Source organism: Erwinia sp. AK-PDG3-5 (assembly GCF_056821705.1).
In genome coordinates, this window is sequence record NZ_CM165967.1 from 4,552,165 (window position 1) to 4,570,588 (window position 18,424).

The window sequence follows — 18,424 nt, forward strand, 5'->3', positions numbered from 1 at the left end:
CGTCATAGTTTACTGAGCCGTTTGCGTTTCCGGTTCGGTGGTCGAAGGCTGGCTCTGCGTCCCATTCTGAGCTGGCGTCGTGACAGCGCGCTGATCCGTGGCGGTCGCGGTTGTCTTTTTGGTGCTCTCAGTGGTTTGCTGCTTTGGCTTTTCCTGCGGCGGGAAGTACAAAGGTCCTTTCAGTCCGCACCCTGTCAGGCTGGCTACAGCCAGCACCAGCGCCATCCGGCAAATCATTTTGTTCATGCTTATTCTGCTCGTTATCAGGGCCTGTTTGTTGTCTATCATCGCAGGTGAAGTGCTAAAAGCAACAGGAAAAGCTGATTCGATGTCACAGTCAGTGGCGGAAAGCATCCCGCCATGACATCAATGCATTTGATAGCGTTGGGCGTAGTCGCCGTTCGGATCGTTATCCGAGACGGTGGCACAAAGTTGGGCCAGCGTCTGGCTGCGGAAAGGGATGACCTGGAAACGGTCGTCAACATTCACAATCTGGTAGAACTGCGGCAGATTGAAGTTGATAAAGCTCGAGCCGTAGGTAAAGCGATCGTGTGAAGAGGAGTAGAAGCGGCTCACGTCGCGCACCAGATCCTCTTTACTGCCTTCACAATGGTGATATATCTCTACCCGGTTGGTTTCATCCAGAATGTAGATATTAAAGCCGAAATCGTCTTTGGTATCTTCGAAGAAGAACTGGATGATCCCTTCGCTGGCATAGCCATTTACGACGGCAGGCAGGCGCGTCTGATCGGTTTCCACCTTGATCGACAGGCCATGTAATTTGTTGTTGGAGATAGCGCCATAGAATTCGACGGCGTTTTCCAGCTTCTGCACCGACACGCTCAGCCGTTCAAAGAACAGTCCCCAGGTCTGGCCCGCCACGCGTACCGCTTTAAAACGCCCGGGTTCCAGACGAGTACTGGACAGGCGCAGCTCGATGCATTCCGACACCAGCTGCTGAACGCGGGTACGAATTAATCCGCGCAAATGCTGGCTGTAGCAGAACACTTCGACCGAGTCTGGCGGCGCGGCATCCTGGTGCATTTTGCCAAGGATGGTTTTCAATCCTTCGATCATCGCCTGCTCGCCATTAAAGTGCAGCGTGCGCACTTCATTCCACGAGTTGCGATATAGCAGATCGATGCTGCCAATCAGGCACTGCTGCTGCTGACCAAAGCTGAAGACGTCCAGCTTACGGAAGTCAAAATGCACTACCTGATTACGGAAAGCGGCGGTCGGGTCATATTCGAGGTTAACGATAATGGCCAGATGGCGGATTTCACAGGGACTGTAGAGCGCTTTCGGCGTCGGTGATGGCACCCGTAACGGGAAGTGGTGCGACACGTCAGCGACCAGCTCCTGTAATCTGGCGAGGTCACAGATTTCATTGCCTTTGATGTGCAGGCGGGTTTTGCTGGTCAGCAGGCCGTTAAACCAGGCCCAGGCCACCAGCTTGTTCAGATAACGGTTATATTCCAGCGGCTGATGGCTGATGATCGATTGCATATCCGGCGACTGATTATACAAATACCAGCCCGCGCGGTTGGCACGGCCATGCGGCACATGAATAAAGGTCAGATGCGATTCAGAAAGATCCGGCGAAATCTGCGGGTTAACCAGCGTCACTTTGCCCGGCAGCGCTTCAAAAGCCGCGTACAGTTTACGGGTCAACACCCCGATATCCTGCGGACTGGCGCTAACGCTCAGGTTGTTGCGACGAGCGAAGCGGATCAGGTTGCGATAACTCTGCATCATCGCATCCAGCAGTTCGTTGTGGGCTTCACGCACTCGTTCAATTTTCCAGTCGGCGCGGCTGTCCAGCATCGTGATGCGATCCGCATCCCAACCCCATTCCGTCACCAGCTGATTAAGAATTTCGCGCCGCCAGCCAGACTTACCATTATCAACCGACAGCTTCTCGCAAACTTTCAGATAGAAGCAGCGGCGAACCAGATCCAGACGGGCATGATCGTCAATGCTGGTGAGGTAATGCGTCACTCTCTCCAGCATCATGCAGTAAGGGTCGAGACCGTAAGAGACGATTTCCCCGTCGTGCAGGCGCTGCTTGATGTCCATCGCCAGCAGCTGAGTACTCGGGTATTCCCACGAGTAGGCTTCCAGCAACAGAGTTTTCAACACCGCTTTATACGGAGAATCGATACTTTTATACAGCTGCCACAGGCTGGCACCGAAATACTCTTCGGCAGACAACGTGTCCAGGCCGCCCAAATCAAGCCACTCGTTCGGAGTTAACACGCCCTTTTGATAGAGTGACATGACGTAATCGTCGTAATGCTCTTCCTCTTCTCCCGGCACCATATTCCACAGAATACGCTTACCTGCCAGGCGCACTGCGGTGCGGTAGAACTCATCCAGCAGCAGGATATGCTGCGTAGAGCCGCAATCTTCCCCGCCGAGGCTGCCGCTCTCGTTATGGCGAAAACGGTTTTCATCAATCAGGAAGAAGCTCACTTCAACACCCATCGACGCACACCATTTCTGCAGGCGGGTACATTTCTTTTGCAGCGCCAGGCGCTCTTCATTATCCAGCCATGACTGGTGGCAGACCCAGATATCCAGGTCGGAGGTGAGGTTTTGACCAACAGAAGAGGTGCTGCCCATCGAATACACGCCGGTGATCGGCAGTTCGCCGCGTGGCGGAATGGCAGCGAATGATCCAGATTTACCTTCTAAATCATTGAGATAATCAATTTGGCTTTCATCAGGCGTGTAAAAGCTGATGCCATGTGGAACGTTACCTTCGAGGTAACCCGGCATCAGCGGATGATGATAATGTAATAAGGTTGGCAGCAGACTGTAGACCTGTTGGAACGAAGGTCCCATAGCAGCCAGCGCACGATCTACGCGCAGCTGGTTGATAGCATCCAGTCTCTGTTTCAGTGTCTCTATGTAGAGGTACAAGACGTCTCGCCTGATTATCCCAGTGCTTACAAAAACCCTGTTTCCGAAATCCGCCGCTTGATTTAAAAATAGTCGGGCGAATTATTGCTGGAAACGTGATCAATCTAACACCTGGCAGATTGACCGTAAAGAAAGTTGCGCTACACAACAGTTTAGCACGTTTTACGTTCTGCCTGGTTTTAGATGCCGTGATCCGTCCGCTGGTGGCCGTTTGACAGCGTGGAAACTGACAGCATTCCCGTATCAATGATAGGATAATCAATGAGCGATCAAAACGGTAAGAAGCATGTTAGACAAAATTTTAAGAATTGCCACCAGGCAAAGTCCGCTTGCACTTTGGCAGGCACATTATGTTCAGCAGCGTCTGATGGCTTGCCATCCGGGGCTTCGGGTCGAACTCGTCCCGATGGTGACCAAGGGTGATGTGATCCTCGACACGCCGCTGGCTAAGGTCGGCGGCAAGGGATTATTCGTCAAAGAACTGGAGCAGGCGATGCTCGAAGACCGCGCAGATATTGCCGTTCACTCGATGAAAGATGTGCCAATCGCCTTCCCTGAAGGGCTGGGACTGGTCACAATCTGCGAGCGTGAAGATCCGCTCGACGCCTTCGTTTCTAATCAATACGACTCGGTTGATGCCCTGCCGCAGGGCGCGGTCGTGGGAACATCAAGCCTGCGTCGTCAATGTCAGCTTAGCGCCCGTCGGCCAGATTTGATCATCCGATCGCTGCGCGGTAACGTCGGCACGCGTCTGGGTAAGCTCGATGCGGGTGACTATGACGCGATCATTCTTGCCGTGGCCGGGCTGAAACGCCTGGGCCTTGGCGAGCGCATCCGCTACGCCATGCCGGCGGAAGAATCCTTGCCGGCCGTTGGCCAGGGCGCGGTTGGCATTGAATGCCGCCTGGATGATGCGCAGGCTATCGCGCTGCTGTCAGCCTTAAATGATGACGACACCGCCATCCGCGTGAAAGCGGAGCGGGCGATGAACACCCGTCTGGAAGGTGGCTGCCAGGTGCCAATCGGCAGCTTTGCGCTGCTGCAGGGTGATGAACTCTGGCTGCGTGGGCTGGTCGGTTCCCCAGACGGCACCGCGATGATCCGTGGCGAACGCCGTGGACCAAGGGCCGATGCGGAAAAAATGGGCATCTCGCTGGCCGAAGAGCTGCTGAATAATGGCGCTCGCGAGATCCTTGCCGAGGTTTATCAGGGAAATCCTCCCGCATGACCATCCTGGTCACCCGTCCATCACCGGCCGCCGACGAGCTGGTAAGCCGTTTACGCACGCAAGGACGGGCGGCCTGGGCGATGCCGCTAATTGAATTCACGCCTGGCGTTGATCTCGACAGCCTGCCCGGTCACCTCGCCACCCTGCGGCCGGATGACCTGGTTTTTATTCTGTCGCAGCAGGCCATTCATTATGCGCAGCCTGCTCTTGCGCGCGCGAAGGCATCATGGCCCGCCAGCTTGAACTATTATGCTATTGGCCGGACAACGGCTTTGGCCCTGCATGCGGCAAGCGGACTGGATGTTGTCTGGCCGCACGAGCGTGAAACCAGCGAAATATTGATTCAGCTCCCGGCCTTGCAGCAGGTTGCGGGCAAGCGCGCGCTGATCCTCAGGGGCAACGGCGGGCGGGAACTGCTGGCAGAGACCTTGCAAGCGCGCGGCGCTACTGTACAGTTTGTTGAATGCTATCAACGTTGTGCGAAGATTTACCAGGGTGCAATAGAAGGTCGGCGCTGGCGCGATCGTCAGATTGATACGCTGGTGGTGACCAGTGGCGAAATGCTGCAACAGCTTTATTCGCTGTTCCCCGAGATTGATCGTGAGGAATGGCTTCTGCACTGTCGACTGGTTGTCGTCAGTGATCGTTTGGCTACCCGCGCCAGGGAACTGGGCTGGCGAGAAATACGGGTAGCCGATGGTGCCGATAACGACGCGTTGCTGCGAGCGTTACAACAAACTTAAATATGGGATGTGCCACAATGACGGAACAAAAAAATTCCTCCGCCATGGTTGAAGAAACCACCCCAGCGGGTGAGACCACTACAGCAGAACAAAAACCACCCCGCAAGCCGAAGAATACCGGCACGGCGTTGGGCGTTCTGGCTATAGCGATCGCGCTGGCGATAGGCGTTGGACTTTATATAAATGGTAAACACCAGGCTCAACAGCAGGCTGCGGCTAATCAGACGCTGGCTAATCAACTCTCTGACCTGCAGCAGCAGGCCGCCAGCGACAAGCAGACGCTGGTGCAGCAACTGGCGACGCAAAGCAGCGCGTTAGACACTGCCCATCAACAGCAAACGGCGATGAGCCAGCAGCTGGATGAGCTGAAACAGAAAGTCGCGACCATTTCCGGCAATGATGCGCATACCTGGCTGCTGGCTCAGGCCGACTATTTGGTGAAACTGGCGGGCCGCAAGTTGTGGAGCGATCAGGATGTCACCACCGCGGCTGCACTGCTTAAAAGCGCCGATCAGAGTCTGGCCGATATGAATGACCCGAGCCTGATTGATGTGCGTCGCGCCTTGACCCAGGACATCAGCAGTCTTTCGGCGGTTAGCCAGGTGGACTACGATGGCATCATCCTCAAACTGAATCAGCTTTCCAATGGCGTTGATAATCTGCGTCTTGCCGACAATGATTCCGACGGCAGCCCAATGGATCAGGACAGCGGCGAGCTCTCTTCTTCCCTGCGCGAGTGGCGTCAGAATCTGGTGAAAAGCTGGCACAACTTTATGGATGATTTCATCACCATCCGTCGTCGCGATACCACTGCCGAACCGCTGCTGGCCCCGAATCAGGATGTCTATCTGCGTGAAAACATCCGTTCACGCCTGCTGATTGCGGCGCAGGCCGTGCCACGTCATCAGGATCAAATCTATAAGCAATCCATCGACACGGTGTCGACCTGGGTTCGCGCCTGGTTTGATACTAACGATCCGGCCACGAAGGCGTTTCTCAGCCAGCTGGACGACCTGAGCCAGCAAAGCGTCTCAATGGACGTTCCGGATGCACTGCAAAGCCAGCCGATGCTGGATAAACTGATGCAAACGCGCGTGCGCAACCTGCTGGCACAGCCAAGTGCCGGGCAACAGCAGCAGGGAGAATAAGCATGCTTAAAGTCCTGATACTGTTTCTCCTGCTGATTGCTGGTGTGGTACTCGGTCCAATGCTGGCCGGCCACCAGGGTTATGTGCTGATCCAGACCGATAACTGGAATATCGAAACCAGCGTCACCGGCCTGGCCATCATCCTGATCCTGTCACTGATCGTCATCCTGGTCGTGGAATGGGTGTTACGTCGCCTGTTACGTACCGGCGTCAGAACCCGTGGCTGGTTTAAAGGCCGTAAGCGTAACCGAGCGCGTAAGCAAACCAATGCTGCGCTGGTTAAGCTGGCTGAAGGGGATTATCGCCAGGTTGAAAAACTGCTGTCACGCAATGCTGACCATGCAGAACAGCCTGTGGTGAACTACCTGCTGGCAGCCGAAGCCGCTCAGCAACGTGGTGACGAAATTCGTTCCAACCAGCACCTTGAGCGTGCCGCCGAACTGGCGGGCAGCGATCAGCTGCCGGTAGAGATCACCCGCGTGCGTATTCAACTGGCGCGTAACGAAGATCACGCCGCGCGTCATGGTATTGATCGACTGCTGGAAGTGGCTCCGCGCCATCCTGAAGTGCTGCGTCTGGCTGAGCAGGCTTACGTGCGGACCGGTGCCTGGAGCGCCCTGCTGGATATCCTGCCAGCGATGGAGAAATCCCAGGTGTCGGATGAAGCGCATCGTCTTGCGCTGCAACAGGAAGCCTGGCTGGGCTTAATGAACCAGGCAATGGCCGATCAGGGTAGCGATGGATTGAAACGCTGGTGGCAGGATCAGAGCCGTAAAACGCGTAATGAGACGGCCCTGCAGGTTGCCATGGCGGATCATCTGATCGTCTGTGATGACCACGAAACGGCGCAGCAAATCGTGCTGGATGGCCTCAAGAAGGCCTATGACGAACGTTTAATCCTGCTGATGCCACGCCTGAAGACCGGCAATCCGGAACAGCTTGAGAAAGCGCTCCGCCAGCAGATCAAACAGCACGGCGCCACGCCCTTGCTGCACAGCACGTTGGGTCAGCTGCTGATGAAGCACGGCGAGTGGGAGCAGGCAGCCGAGGCCTTCAGAGAAGCGCTTAAGCAGCGTCCTGATGCCTTTGATTACGCCTGGCTGGCTGACACGCTGGATCGTCAGCATAAGCCAGAAGAAGCGGCACAGATGCGGCGTGACGGGTTGCTGCTGACCCTGAAGAACGCACCCTAACTCTGCGTCCTCCAGATAACCGGGCCTTGTGCCCGGTTTTTTTATGCCTGATTTCTGGCAGACAGACAAAAAAAAACACCTGCCAAACTGGCAGGTGTAAAGATCAGGTCGGTAAGACAATTTGGCTGGTACCTGACTCAACGTATTGTCCCTGGACTCCAGTAAGGCCGAAGCGAGACTGGCGGATGGACAACAGGTACCGTAAAGGGCTCTGCATCATTCCGGGTTTATGAAGCGTTAACAATCATAAGGAGTGAAATGAGCATCTACAGTGGTGATATTGCAGGAGGCGTGCCAGCTTTACCGACACCGCTGACAAATATATTAATTCGTTGATAATTAACTACTTAATTTACATCACTGTGAGTCAAACACCGTTCTGGCCGTTGGCAATTAACGACAAACGGTTGTACGGGCGTCGTGGATTAACGACAGCGTAAATGAAGTTGAGTAAATGCGTTAATAAACAAAGAATTAGCTGTCTCTTAACGGAGACAAAAAACGGGAAGAAACGACAGGGCTGCGGATAGCGAATGGCGGAAAGCAAAAAACCCCGCCAAAGCGGGGTTTTTCTAAATTGGTCGGCGAGAGAGGATTCGAACCTCCGACCCACTGGTCCCAAACCAGTTGCGCTACCAAGCTGCGCTACTCGCCGAATACTGCTGGCACTTCATTACTGCTTTTTACTGCTGCTAAGATCCGTGGACCTTAAGCAAAAAAACCTGCCTCGGCAAGTCTTTGAAAGTGGTCGGCGAGAGAGGATTCGAACCTCCGACCCACTGGTCCCAAACCAGTTGCGCTACCAAGCTGCGCTACTCGCCGAATACTGCTTACTGCTTCACAATACTGCTGATTTTGTTGGTGCGAAGGGAGGGACTTGAACCCTCACGTCCGTAAGAACACTAACACCTGAAGCTAGCGCGTCTACCAATTCCGCCACCATCGCGTACCGGACAAAATCTGGGGTGGCTAATGGGACTCGAACCCACGACAACTGGAATCACAATCCAGGGCTCTACCAACTGAGCTATAGCCACCACATCTACTGCTGTACTACCGAACTTCTTACTGCATTTACTGCTTACTGCCTAACGCGGTAAAACTACCACCGCAGCTCTTGCTGCACTAAATTAATGGTGCGCCCGACAGGATTCGAACCTGAGACCTCTGCCTCCGGAGGGCAGCGCTCTATCCAGCTGAGCTACGGGCGCTTAGCGCCGTTGCGGATGGGCATACTACGTATTTGAGCCGATCCTGTCCAGTGCTTTTTATCACTAAATATCTTGTTTGATTACGCTTTGTGCGTTCTGTCTAAATGGCGAACGTTTTCCCACGATTTACGGGTTAAAACGTTCAGCTTTAAGCCAACCGCCCGCAAAAAAATCTTAAAATTACAGATCGCCACGCCAGTGATAGTTCAGATATTTCAGCAGTCTGAGCTGTCTGCGCAGACGCGATGGCTGCATAATCAGCCTGTAAAGCCACTCCAGGCCCATTTTCTGCCAGATCTTAGGCGCACGCTTCACATGACCGGTAAAGACGTCGTAGGTGCCACCCACGCCCATATACAGGGCTTCTGGCCAGACGGCCTTGCAGTCGCGCATCAGAATTTCCTGTCGCGGCGATCCCATCGCCACGGTAACAATCCTCGCGCCGCTCGCGGCAATTCGGGCAAACAAGGCTTCGCGGTCTGCCGGCGCAAAATAGCCGTCCTGCGAACCGACAATGTTCACATTCCATTGACGACGCAGCTTATCTTCCGTTTGTGCCAGCACCTGAGGCTTACCGCCAATCAGAAACACCGGCGTGCCTTCGCGTCCGGCACGTTCCATTAATCCTTCCCACAAATCGGCACCGGCAATGCGGGAAACCTCCGCCTGCGGATATTTTTTGCGTATTGACCGCACGATGCTGATGCCATCGGCGTACTTAAATTCCGCCTCGTCGATCAGCTGGCGGATCGCCGGCTGGCTTTCGGCGGTCAGGACTTTCTCCGCATTAATCGCCACCAGCGTGCCGGTCTTGAGGTTTTTTCCCAGATAGAGATAGTCAAGAAACGCAGCCATATCGCGAAAACCGAGCAGCGTGAAGCCGCGGATCTGGTATAGCGGTACTGAATCCACAATCGGTTCCTTCAGGTCAAATGCAACAAATCGGGCCCGCAGGCCTGAGAAAATTAGTCATGTAGGGCCACCGGCATTTTACGAGGGCGGATCAGACCTGCTGCATCAAACAGCCAGAACAGCAGTTTCGCCATCACCACCGCCACCACAAAGATCAGGCAGAAGAACACCACTCGCGAAGCGAAAGAGTCCAGCCCTTCACGTGCCAGCACAATCATATTAAACACCGCACCAAAGCAGAAACTTTGTAGGATCGCAGCCTTGTAGCGGTTGGTTTCCTGCTGTCCCTTTTGATAGAGCCAGTCGAACCATTTAATGATCATCCCCACGGCTACCGCGCCCGGCGGGATAAACCATGCGCCCCCCATCACCACCAGAGAGCCAATCAGCGTCGGCGAAATTGCCAGCCCGGAATGGTTATCCAACACCTCCCAGGTGAAATAATTTCCGCTGTTTAACACGATGGAGGGACGGTCGGGCCACAACCAGCTGGGGATAAACACGTAAAAATCACGAACAATCGGTGCCAGTCCCTGGAAATCAATTTTGTCGTAATTTTGCAGCAGCAGGCCGAGGTTTTCCCATGGAGAGAAGGTGTCCCTCGTCAGATAAAGAAAGGTATAGAACGCTTCAGAGCCACTGACATCGAGGTTATAGCGGCGCAGCGCCAGCCAGAACATCCCAACCACGGAGAACACACCCGCCATCGCCAGCATCCACAAGGAGATCCAGCCGCGAATAATCCCGATAAACAGGAACAGCGCAAAAGCGATGATGATATTTGCCCGCGTCCCACCTACTACGGCATAGGTCAGTAAACCAAAGGCGACGGTCGCCACCAGGAAAAATAACCAGTTACGGAATCCGGGTTTGAGGAAATAGACCACCAGCATCGCCGGGATAAAGAAGTAGAAAAAGCGCTTCAGCGCGACGCCTGATACGTCGGCAGAAAAGATCTGGCTGTAACTGTGCAGCTTAAAAAGCAGGAAGCCGTTGTGCAGGAAGAATACTGCCACCGTGCCCAGCGCTATCGCCGCCAGAATGCCCCAGGTTAAATGCGCTTCGACCCGGTTGATGGTGAAAAACTGCCGGCTGGGTTGGGACGAGGTTGGCCGCAGGCGCGTTTTATAGCTGACATAGTAAATGGCATAAAACCCGGTAGCGGAAAGCAGCGCCTCGAGTAGAAATTCAGGGGGAACCACCTCAACGTTGAAGCCGAACACCAACATGCAGGTCAGCGGAAAGCCGAAGTAAAATGTCAGCAAAAATAGCAGCGAAAAGAAGACGTTAAAGTTGAACTTTACCCGTCGAAATTCCTTCCAGGTCAGCGTCAGGATCAGCCCCAGCGACAGCAGCCAGACCACCAGCAGACCAGCAAATTGCATCAGCGTCATGCCTTCTCTCCTTCAGCCTTCGCCAGCGCCTTTTTCCAGCCTTCGAGATAAGCAGGCTCAAAAAAGGCAATCGCGGGTTTATCCAACAGGGTCATTTGCCGTTTTGCTTCGCCAACCACCTGCGCATCCAGCGAATCGCCGGCAAACAGCACGGGCACCTGTTGCTCGGTCAAATCCTGCCAGAATGGGTTTTTACGGTTAACCACAAACGGCACGTTGGCCTGAATCAGCAAGCATAATGTGCCAATACCCTGCTGACGTTCAAAAATAAAATACCCCAGGTCGCAGTGCGAGATCAGCTGTAAATAAGTGGCGAACTCGAGCTTTTCCGTGAGGATCTGTAACCTTTCCGGCGCAAAAAGTGCCAGCCCGGCTTCACGCACGCGCTGAATGTAGGCGTCATTGTGTTCCGGGTAGCCCATCGGGACCACCACATTAACCTGGCGACCAAACTGCTGATGGATCTCCTGCAGCGCCTGAATATGGCGATTACTTTCATCGCCAGAATTTCCTACCAGCAAGGTCATCTCTGGCTGCGGCTCGGCGGCAGGCAACACCACCTGAGCCATTCGGGTCGGAAAATAGAGCAGTGACGCTGGGACATCGGGATAGCGTTGCTGGAAATAATTCATGTCGCCACGCGTGGCAAAAACCTGACCGACCCGTTTTTGCGCCAGGCGCCGCAGGAAGTAGAACAGGCGAAATTTGAGGCCAGCAGCCTGTTCGTAGAGATCTGCGCCCCAGATATGCCAGTAAACCTGCGCCGGTTTAATCTTACCGAACAGGATCGCCAGCCACAGCGTGGGATTGAACTGTCCGTGGAAAAAGAAATGGGTTTGTCTGTCTGCCTGTGCAAGGGCGACGACCGCATCGGCAATGGTGCGTTTGTTGGCAAACCAGCGGATTGCCAGCCGGCTGTAATCCGCGGCGGCGGGCTCCCCAACCACCCAAAACTGACGAGGTTCCGCACGCGGCACGGCGTCGGCCACGCTGTCGTTAAAAAAGCGCAGCACGGTTTGATTATGGTGTGAAATGGCAGAGCCGAGAACGTGAATCAATGTTGTCATACTTTTCTACGATAAAGAAAAAAGGTGCCTGCGCAGAGCGCAAAATAGACCATATACGTCGCCATATAGGCTTGAGCCGCGCCGGTGGCCCCGTGCAGCGGGATCAGCCAGCGCGCGAACAGCGTCAGCAGAATGAACTGGCTGATCTCGGTCAGGGCATAAAAACGCAGTGAGGCTTTGGCGATCACCAGATAACCAAAAACGTAGGAGCCTACTTTAAAGACATCGCCGGTCAGCTGCCAGATAAAGAGATCCCGCATGCCGGTAAACTGACTGGAGAACAGCAGCCAGATAGCCACGTCCCGCAACAGCCATACCATCAGGCTGACACCGATCACCGCGGGCAGTACAAAACTCAGCGAGCGCAGGATTTCCCGCGAGATCTCTTTTTTGCTGGTCAGACGCGACAGCGTTGGCAGCAAATAGACGCTGAATGAGGCGGTGATAAATTGCAGATAGGCATCTGAAATGCTGGTCACCCCTTGCCACAGACCTACCTGCTCCCAGCCGTTTTGCTCGGCCAGCAGATTTCGCATCATGATCCATGCCACCGGCAAGGTGATGGCGGTCATCAGCGCCATCAGGGTGAACTTACTCAGATTGCGGGCAATCGCGCCATCCCAGCAAGGTTTGAAAAATCGCATCGGCAGATGATCACGCTTTGCCAGCAACAGCGCCGCAGGCACCACCACCAGCGCTGGAACCATCGCCATGCCCACCAGCGCCCCGCTATAGCCGCCAATCCAGTAACAGACAAACCAGGCCATCACGCCAATCAGGCTGCCCAGGATCAGCGCCAGCGCATTGCCCTTCGCATCGCGGAAGCCTTTCACTACTGCCAGCGCCAAATTGGCCCAGGCAATGCCTGCCTGCAGGAAGGCGACGATACGCACCACGTTCTGGTAATCACTGTGGCCAAATAAGCCGACGCTAATCGGTCCGGCAAACAGCAAAAATACGATGGCCAGGAGAGTGGAGAAGCCCAGCACCATCGCCGAGGCGGTGCCCGTTACCGCCTGAAGTTGCGCTGGGTTTTGCTGATATTCGGCAACGTATTTGGTCACACCGTTAAAAATACCCGCTCCGGCCAGCACGCCAAGCACGGTAATCAGCTGACGGAAGTTGCCTGCCTGACCAACGCCTGACGGGCCAAATGACACCGCCAGCATTTTGACCACCAGCAGACCGGCCGCAATTTTTACCAGCGTGGACGCTGCCGTCCACACCGACGCTTTAGCCAGCGACATATCAGGAAAAATAGCTCAGCAGGGAGTTAATCACCGTCTGCTGATTATTATCAGTGAGGTTATAAAACAGCGGCAGACGCAGCAGTCGTTCACTCTCGGACTGGGTGTAGCGATCTTCGCCGTGGAAGCGGCCAAAGCGCTGACCGGCAGGTGAAGAGTGCAGCGGAATATAGTGGAAGACGGCCAGGATTTCGGCTTCCTTCAGCCAGTTAATCAGCGCCGTGCGGTCATCAATATCATGCAGCTTGATGTAAAACATGTGCGCGTTATGCTGACAGGTCGACGGGATGGTGGGCAGGGTAATCCGGCCACTGGCCGCAATCGGCTGCAGCGCGCTGTAGTAGTTCTGCCACAAGCGCAGGCGCTGCGCGTTAATCGCCGACGCGGCTTCCAGTTGGGCCCACAGATAAGCCGCCTGCAAATCGGCCATCAGGTAGCTGGAACCAATATCGCGCCAGGTATACTTATCCACTTGCCCTCGGAAAAACTGGCTGCGATTCGTGCCCTTCTCTCTGATGATTTCAGCACGCTCAACCAAAGCCGGATCGTTAATTAACGTCGCGCCGCCTTCACCGCCAGCCGTGTAATTCTTGGTTTCGTGGAAGCTGAAGCAGCCGATATGACCAATTGTCCCCAGCGCTTTGCCTTTCCAGGTGGACATCACGCCCTGTGCAGCGTCTTCAATCACAAACAGATGATGTTTGGCTGCCAGCGCCATAATAACGTCCATATCACAGGAGACGCCGGCGTAATGAACCGGAACAATGGCTTTGGTTTTGTCGGTGATCGCCGCTTCAATCAGCGTCTCATCCATGTTCAGCGTATCCGGGCGGATATCGACGAACACGATAGTCGCGCCGCGCAGCACAAAGGCGTTAGCCGTTGAGACGAAGGTATAGCTTGGCATGATCACTTCATCGCCAGGCTGGATATCGATCAGAATCGCGGCCATTTCCAGAGAGGCCGTGCAGGATGGGGTCAGCAGCACTTTTTTGCTGCCGAACTTATTTTCCATCCACTGCTGGCAGCGTCGGGTAAATCCACCGTCGCCGCACAGCTTGCCGCTTCCCATCGCTGATTTCATGTAGTCGAGTTCGGTTCCCACGATCGGTGGTGCGTTAAATGGGATCATAATGTTACCTGTAGAGCCAGTAAGCGGTGCGTTCTATAACACCCCCACAGCGATGATAGAGTCTGAGCGCGGGTACATTGCCCAGTTGAGTTGCCACATGCAGACGAGTCAGGCGTCGCGCGCGACACCAGTCGGACGCCGCTTCGATCATGCGCTGTCCCACACCTAATCCCTGGGCTTCCGGTAACGTCGCCAGCAGCCCGATGCGCGCACTGCCATCCGACAGTTCACGAAGGGAGATAAACCCCTGCAGATCGCCCTGCTCATTGATAGCAAGCAGGCATTGATGATCAAAGGTGCCAAGCACTGCGTTTTCAATCCACTGAGCATAGAAACGGCCGCTGTCACCGGGCTGATACCAGGGCGCACGGAAGCGACTTTGCGCAAACGCGCCGCTTGCCGCTTCGCGTAAGGCAGGAATATGCTCTTTTCTGGCAATGCGGATCCCTTCAGGGCGGCTTGCTGAGGCAATGCCCAGCACAAAGTCGGCCTCCCCTTCCACCAGCTTAAAACCCAGCGCGCTGAGCGCGTCCAGCTCGGCGGTCTGCTGCGACAGCACCTTGGCCTGAACGAGATCGTAACCAGCAAGCAGCGCGTCAGTTAATGGCGACCCATTCGCCTCAAAAGAGAGCAAGCCACTGTTCACGCCAAAGAAGGTATTTTCCCAACTCAACGGGTTGAGGGCTACCGATGGCATAAGCGCAGGCTGGCTGCTGGCACTCATTGCCAGACTCCTTTGGTATCCACGCTCTGATGAGCGTGGATTTGTGTCGCATCCATCGCTTTGAACTGCGCGTGATCGACCAGCATCACCAGCACGTCAGCCTGTTTCAGGGCGTGACTCAGCCCAACCAGTTCAGCTTTACCGGCCAGTTTCTCCGGCAGCTGGTGAATGTTCGGTTCCACCACTAACGTAGTGCCGGAATGCCAGTCCGCGATCATTTCAGCCACGTGCATCGCCGGGCTTTCACGCAGATCGTCAATATCCGGTTTAAACGCCAGGCCAAAGCAGGCAATCGTCAGCTCACTGGCGCGCTTGTCGCTGGTGGTCAGACTCTCGGCTAAAGCCTTTTTAACCTGCTCAAGGACCCACAGCGGTTTGCTGTCATTCACTTCACGCGCGGTGCGGATCAATCGCGCCTGTACCGGGTTTTGCGCCACAATAAACCAGGGATCGACGGCGATGCAGTGGCCGCCAACGCCAGGGCCGGGCTGCAGGATATTCACCCGCGGATGGCGGTTCGCCAGGCTAATCAGTTCCCAGACGTTGATCCCCTGATCGGCACAAATCAACGACAGCTCGTTAGCAAAGGCGATATTGACGTCCCGGAAGCTGTTTTCAGTCAGCTTACACATCTCGGCAGTGCGGGAGTTGGTGACCACGCACTCACCTTCAAGAAAAATATTGTACAGGTCACTGGCAAGCTGCGAGCAGGCTGGCGTCATCCCGCCAATCACCCGATCGTTTTTGAACAGTTCGACCATCACCTTGCCCGGCAGAACACGCTCAGGACAATAGGCAATATGCACATCGGCAGCTTCACCAACCTGTTGCGGGAAGCTCAGGTCTTCACGTGCTGTCGCCAGCCAGGCCGCCATTTGCTCGGTAGCACCCACCGGTGAGGTCGATTCGAGGATCACTAAGTCCCCTTTCTTCAACACCGGCGCGATGGATTCAGCGGCCGCTTTTACCCAGCTGAGATCGGGCTGATGATCGTCTTTAAAAGGTGTTGGGACAGCAATCAGAAAGGCATCGGCCTCTTCAGGTTGGGTTGCCGCGCGCAGGTAACCTTGTTCAACGGCGGTCTTCACAACCCGGTCGAGGTCTGGTTCAACGATGTGGATCTCACCGCGATTGATGGTCTCAACAGCGTGCGCATTGATGTCGATGCCAATGACCTTCTTCTGCCGTGAGGCAAATGCCGCTGCGGTTGGCAGGCCAATGTAGCCCAGGCCGATAATGGAAATGGTATTGAAAATCATAACGTAACCCGATTATTTTTTAGTGCCTGCACAATACGTTCGCAGGCCAGGCCGTCACCATAAGGGTTATGGGCACGGCTCATGGATTGATAAGCGTCTTCATCCGTCAGCAGGCGCGTGGCCTCACCGACTATCTTCTGTACGTCTGTGCCCACCAGCTTGACCGTTCCCGCCGCAACCGCTTCTGGCCGCTCAGTGGTTTCGCGCATCACCAGCACCGGTTTACCCAATGACGGCGCTTCTTCCTGAATGCCGCCAGAATCCGTCAGGATTAGCCAGGAACGCACCATCAGCCAGACAAAAGGCAGGTACTCCTGAGGTTCAATCAGGAAGATATTGTCGATGCCGCTCAGGATACGGTTTACCGGCTCGCTGACGTTGGGATTCAGGTGAACAGGATAAACAATCTGAACATCAGGATGCAGGCGGGCAATTTCAGCCAGCGCGCTACAAATGCGTTCAAAACCGCCACCAAAACTTTCGCGTCGGTGGCCAGTGACCAGAATCATTTTTTTGTCTGAATCAAGGAACGGATAGCGCGAAGCCAGGCCTTCCCGTAGTCCTGCATCACCCAAAACCCGATCTCTTACCCAGAACAGCGCATCAATCACCGAGTTGCCGGTGACGAACATCCGGTCACTGCGCAGGTTTTCTTTCAGCAGGTTCTGACGGGCATTTTCCGTCGGGGTGAAATGCCAGGTGGCAAGGTGACCGGTCAGCGTGCGGTTAGCTTCTTCCGGCCACGGAGAATAGAGGTCGCCGGTGCGCAGACCGGCCTCAACGTGGCCAACTGGGATGCGGTGATAGAATGCCGCCAGGCTGGCAGCAAAGGTCGTGGTGGTATCGCCATGGACCAGCACCACATCCGGTTTGAATTCAGCGAAAACGGCCTTTAATCCTTCCAGAATCCGGCTGGTGATTTCAGTCAGTCCCTGACCCGGACTCATGATATTCAGATCATAATCCGGAACGATGGCGAACAGTTGCAGCACCTGATCCAGCATCTCACGATGCTGTGCGGTGACGCACAGGCGAGCGTCAATCTCGCTTTCCTGCGCCAGCGCATGGACCAGCGGCGCCATTTTTATCGCTTCAGGGCGCGTGCCAAAAACTGTTAATACTTTCACAGTGACTCTCTTTCGTTCATCTGTCTGATAACAACAGGCCAGCCGCGGTTAGCGCGGTCGGCGTGCCAGTGCAATCCCTGCCCCAATTAGGGCACCCACAGCGCCCCACATAATCATCAAAAACAGGCGACGAGGGCTGTCGCGTTTCACTGGCTCCTCCGGTGTACGCAGATAGCGGTAAGTCTGGAAAGTAGTTACCAATGTTGGGCCGACATTCAGCGTCGACAACATGGCTTTGTTTTGATCATAGTCCAGATCGTAACCCGGTCCGGTCGCCTGCAGATTTTCCAGCCTGGCCTGCAGCAGCGGGCGACCTAACAGGAACAGTTCAGAATCGGGCAGCTGTTCGGAAGGGGTATCCGTTTTGGCCTGTTCAAAACCTTGCTGTTGGGCAATTTTCAACGCCTGCTGAACACTGTTCACCTGACGATCGTAGATCGCTTTTGCGACGGCTTCCTGCCTTTTAACCTGTGCTTTCATCTGGATGGTTCTGGCTGCCCAGGCACCGGTCAGCTCTTCATTCAGGTGCGTGGCCGCACGCTGGCTGGCGAAAGCCACATACTGGCGTAACAGCGTATTGGCATCTTTCGACGTCTCAGCGACCAGACGCACGGAATCATTGAGGTTTTTAGCGGCATCCGCCGGCTGATACTGAATGTTGGCAATCAGCTCGTCTAACAATACTGCGTCATCACGGGTGTTGCCGTGCTGCCGCTGCTTGTAATAGTCCGTTTGCAGCCAGAATTCGCGACGGGTGTCATAGGCAGACAGTTGCATCACAAACTCCTGGTAGGCCTCAGCCATCACCGAAGGAGGGGTATCCGCAGACTGACTGGCGCGCAGATCCAGATTATTCAGGAATTGCTGTTGCGAATAGTAGCTGCTCAGCATATTGACCGTCGGACGATCGGTAACCGCAGTGGTACTCCATTGCGGCGTCACCAACAGCGACCAAATCCAGGCAAGCAGGACAAACACCAGCGCCACGCCCGCAATCCATTTTTTACCCTGCCATAAGGTGCAGCAAAGCCCGCGAATATCCAGCTCGTTATGGGTAACGTCAGGATGCGTCATACTTCATATTCCTTGTTATCAGGGTCAGCTTTTCAGAGGTAAT

14 protein-coding genes, 5 tRNA genes and 1 pseudogene are annotated in these 18,424 nt (G+C 54.9%); 4 read left to right on the top strand and 16 right to left on the bottom strand.

The window, feature by feature from the left end; all coding sequences use genetic code 11:
- Positions 1–186: 186 nt before the first annotated feature.
- Positions 187–354: pseudogene (locus AC1UKS_RS21255) on the bottom strand (hypothetical protein); the annotation flags it as partial.
- A 12-nt stretch (positions 355–366) separates the two neighbouring features.
- Positions 367–2,922, bottom strand: a complete 2,556-nt coding sequence (locus AC1UKS_RS21260; protein ID WP_265908444.1) for a class I adenylate cyclase — start codon at positions 2,920–2,922, stop codon at positions 367–369.
- Between the two features lie 286 nt (positions 2,923–3,208).
- Here AC1UKS_RS21260 and hemC point away from each other — a divergent pair, with 286 nt between their 5' ends.
- Genes hemC through hemY form a run of 4 tightly spaced genes read left to right on the top strand, consistent with a single transcriptional unit; the run spans position 3,209 to position 7,234 of the window.
- Positions 3,209–4,150: a hydroxymethylbilane synthase gene (gene hemC / locus AC1UKS_RS21265; RefSeq protein ID WP_482435141.1), complete on the top strand. Its 942-nt coding sequence runs from the start codon at positions 3,209–3,211 to the stop codon at positions 4,148–4,150.
- Entirely contained in the window at positions 4,147–4,893 is a 747-nt protein-coding gene (gene hemD / locus AC1UKS_RS21270; RefSeq protein WP_482435142.1) for a uroporphyrinogen-III synthase, read from the top strand. The genes hemC and hemD overlap by 4 nt, the downstream gene beginning before the upstream one ends.
- A 17-nt stretch (positions 4,894–4,910) precedes the next feature.
- Positions 4,911–6,041: a uroporphyrinogen-III C-methyltransferase gene (hemX, locus tag AC1UKS_RS21275; RefSeq protein WP_482435143.1), complete on the top strand. Its 1,131-nt coding sequence runs from the start codon at positions 4,911–4,913 to the stop codon at positions 6,039–6,041.
- Positions 6,042–6,043: 2 nt separating this feature from the next.
- Positions 6,044–7,234: a protoheme IX biogenesis protein HemY gene (gene hemY, locus AC1UKS_RS21280; RefSeq protein ID WP_482435144.1), complete on the top strand. Its 1,191-nt coding sequence runs from the start codon at positions 6,044–6,046 to the stop codon at positions 7,232–7,234.
- A 578-nt stretch (positions 7,235–7,812) separates the two neighbouring features.
- Here hemY and AC1UKS_RS21285 read toward each other — a convergent pair.
- The 14 genes from AC1UKS_RS21285 to wzzE form a co-directional block, all read right to left on the bottom strand.
- A tRNA-Pro gene (locus AC1UKS_RS21285) sits at positions 7,813–7,889 on the bottom strand.
- Between the two features lie 90 nt (positions 7,890–7,979).
- Positions 7,980–8,056 (bottom strand) — tRNA-Pro (locus AC1UKS_RS21290).
- 37 nt (positions 8,057–8,093) lie between these two features.
- Positions 8,094–8,180: transfer RNA gene (locus tag AC1UKS_RS21295), tRNA-Leu, on the bottom strand.
- A 15-nt stretch (positions 8,181–8,195) separates the two neighbouring features.
- Positions 8,196–8,271, bottom strand: a tRNA-His gene (locus AC1UKS_RS21300).
- Positions 8,272–8,368: 97 nt separating this feature from the next.
- Positions 8,369–8,445, bottom strand: a tRNA-Arg gene (locus AC1UKS_RS21305).
- Positions 8,446–8,625: 180 nt separating this feature from the next.
- A complete protein-coding gene (gene wecG / locus AC1UKS_RS21310) occupies positions 8,626–9,300 on the bottom strand; it encodes a lipopolysaccharide N-acetylmannosaminouronosyltransferase (RefSeq protein WP_482437070.1) in 675 nt (224 codons plus the stop codon).
- A 110-nt stretch (positions 9,301–9,410) separates the two neighbouring features.
- Positions 9,411–10,751, bottom strand: a complete 1,341-nt coding sequence (gene wzyE, locus AC1UKS_RS21315; RefSeq protein WP_482435145.1) for an ECA oligosaccharide polymerase — start codon at positions 10,749–10,751, stop codon at positions 9,411–9,413.
- Positions 10,748–11,818: a TDP-N-acetylfucosamine:lipid II N-acetylfucosaminyltransferase gene (locus AC1UKS_RS21320; protein ID WP_482435146.1), complete on the bottom strand. Its 1,071-nt coding sequence runs from the start codon at positions 11,816–11,818 to the stop codon at positions 10,748–10,750. Before AC1UKS_RS21320 ends, wzyE begins: the two co-directional genes overlap by 4 nt.
- A complete protein-coding gene (wzxE, locus tag AC1UKS_RS21325; RefSeq protein ID WP_482435147.1) occupies positions 11,815–13,065 on the bottom strand; it encodes a lipid III flippase WzxE in 1,251 nt (416 codons plus the stop codon). The genes AC1UKS_RS21320 and wzxE overlap by 4 nt, the downstream gene beginning before the upstream one ends.
- 1 nt (position 13,066) lies before the next feature.
- Positions 13,067–14,197, bottom strand: coding sequence for a dTDP-4-amino-4,6-dideoxygalactose transaminase (gene rffA, locus AC1UKS_RS21330; protein ID WP_053142042.1), 1,131 nt, complete (start codon positions 14,195–14,197; stop codon positions 13,067–13,069).
- A gap of 4 nt (positions 14,198–14,201) precedes the next feature.
- Positions 14,202–14,921 carry a dTDP-4-amino-4,6-dideoxy-D-galactose acyltransferase gene (gene rffC / locus AC1UKS_RS21335; protein WP_482435148.1) on the bottom strand — a complete coding sequence of 240 codons (720 nt, stop codon included), beginning with the start codon at positions 14,919–14,921 and terminating at the stop codon, positions 14,202–14,204.
- Positions 14,918–16,180, bottom strand: coding sequence for a UDP-N-acetyl-D-mannosamine dehydrogenase (wecC, locus tag AC1UKS_RS21340; RefSeq protein ID WP_482435149.1), 1,263 nt, complete (start codon positions 16,178–16,180; stop codon positions 14,918–14,920). Before wecC ends, rffC begins: the two co-directional genes overlap by 4 nt.
- Positions 16,177–17,307 carry a non-hydrolyzing UDP-N-acetylglucosamine 2-epimerase gene (gene wecB / locus AC1UKS_RS21345; protein WP_482435150.1) on the bottom strand — a complete coding sequence of 377 codons (1,131 nt, stop codon included), beginning with the start codon at positions 17,305–17,307 and terminating at the stop codon, positions 16,177–16,179. Before wecB ends, wecC begins: the two co-directional genes overlap by 4 nt.
- A 48-nt stretch (positions 17,308–17,355) precedes the next feature.
- The gene (wzzE, locus tag AC1UKS_RS21350) at positions 17,356–18,381 is read right to left on the bottom strand and encodes an ECA polysaccharide chain length modulation protein (protein ID WP_053142031.1); all 1,026 of its coding nucleotides are present in this window, start codon (positions 18,379–18,381) and stop codon (positions 17,356–17,358) included.
- Between the last annotated feature and the right edge of the window lie 43 nt (positions 18,382–18,424).

Excerpts from the sequence above, each read along its gene's own strand:
- hemC (WP_482435141.1), top strand. The coding sequence starts at position 3,209 with ATGTTAGACAAAATTTTAAGAATTGCCACCAGGCAAAGTCCGCTTGCA.
- hemD (WP_482435142.1), top strand. The coding sequence starts at position 4,147 with ATGACCATCCTGGTCACCCGTCCATCACCGGCCGCCGACGAGCTGGTA.
- hemX (WP_482435143.1), top strand. The coding sequence starts at position 4,911 with ATGACGGAACAAAAAAATTCCTCCGCCATGGTTGAAGAAACCACCCCA.
- hemY (WP_482435144.1), top strand. The coding sequence starts at position 6,044 with ATGCTTAAAGTCCTGATACTGTTTCTCCTGCTGATTGCTGGTGTGGTA.
- wecG (WP_482437070.1), bottom strand. The coding sequence starts at position 9,300 with ATGGCTGCGTTTCTTGACTATCTCTATCTGGGAAAAAACCTCAAGACC.
- wzyE (WP_482435145.1), bottom strand. The coding sequence starts at position 10,751 with ATGACGCTGATGCAATTTGCTGGTCTGCTGGTGGTCTGGCTGCTGTCG.
- AC1UKS_RS21320 (WP_482435146.1), bottom strand. The coding sequence starts at position 11,818 with ATGACAACATTGATTCACGTTCTCGGCTCTGCCATTTCACACCATAAT.
- wzxE (WP_482435147.1), bottom strand. The coding sequence starts at position 13,065 with ATGTCGCTGGCTAAAGCGTCGGTGTGGACGGCAGCGTCCACGCTGGTA.
- rffA (WP_053142042.1), bottom strand. The coding sequence starts at position 14,197 with ATGATCCCATTTAACGCACCACCGATCGTGGGAACCGAACTCGACTAC.
- rffC (WP_482435148.1), bottom strand. The coding sequence starts at position 14,921 with ATGAGTGCCAGCAGCCAGCCTGCGCTTATGCCATCGGTAGCCCTCAAC.
- wecC (WP_482435149.1), bottom strand. The coding sequence starts at position 16,180 with ATGATTTTCAATACCATTTCCATTATCGGCCTGGGCTACATTGGCCTG.
- wzzE (WP_053142031.1), bottom strand. The coding sequence starts at position 18,381 with ATGACGCATCCTGACGTTACCCATAACGAGCTGGATATTCGCGGGCTT.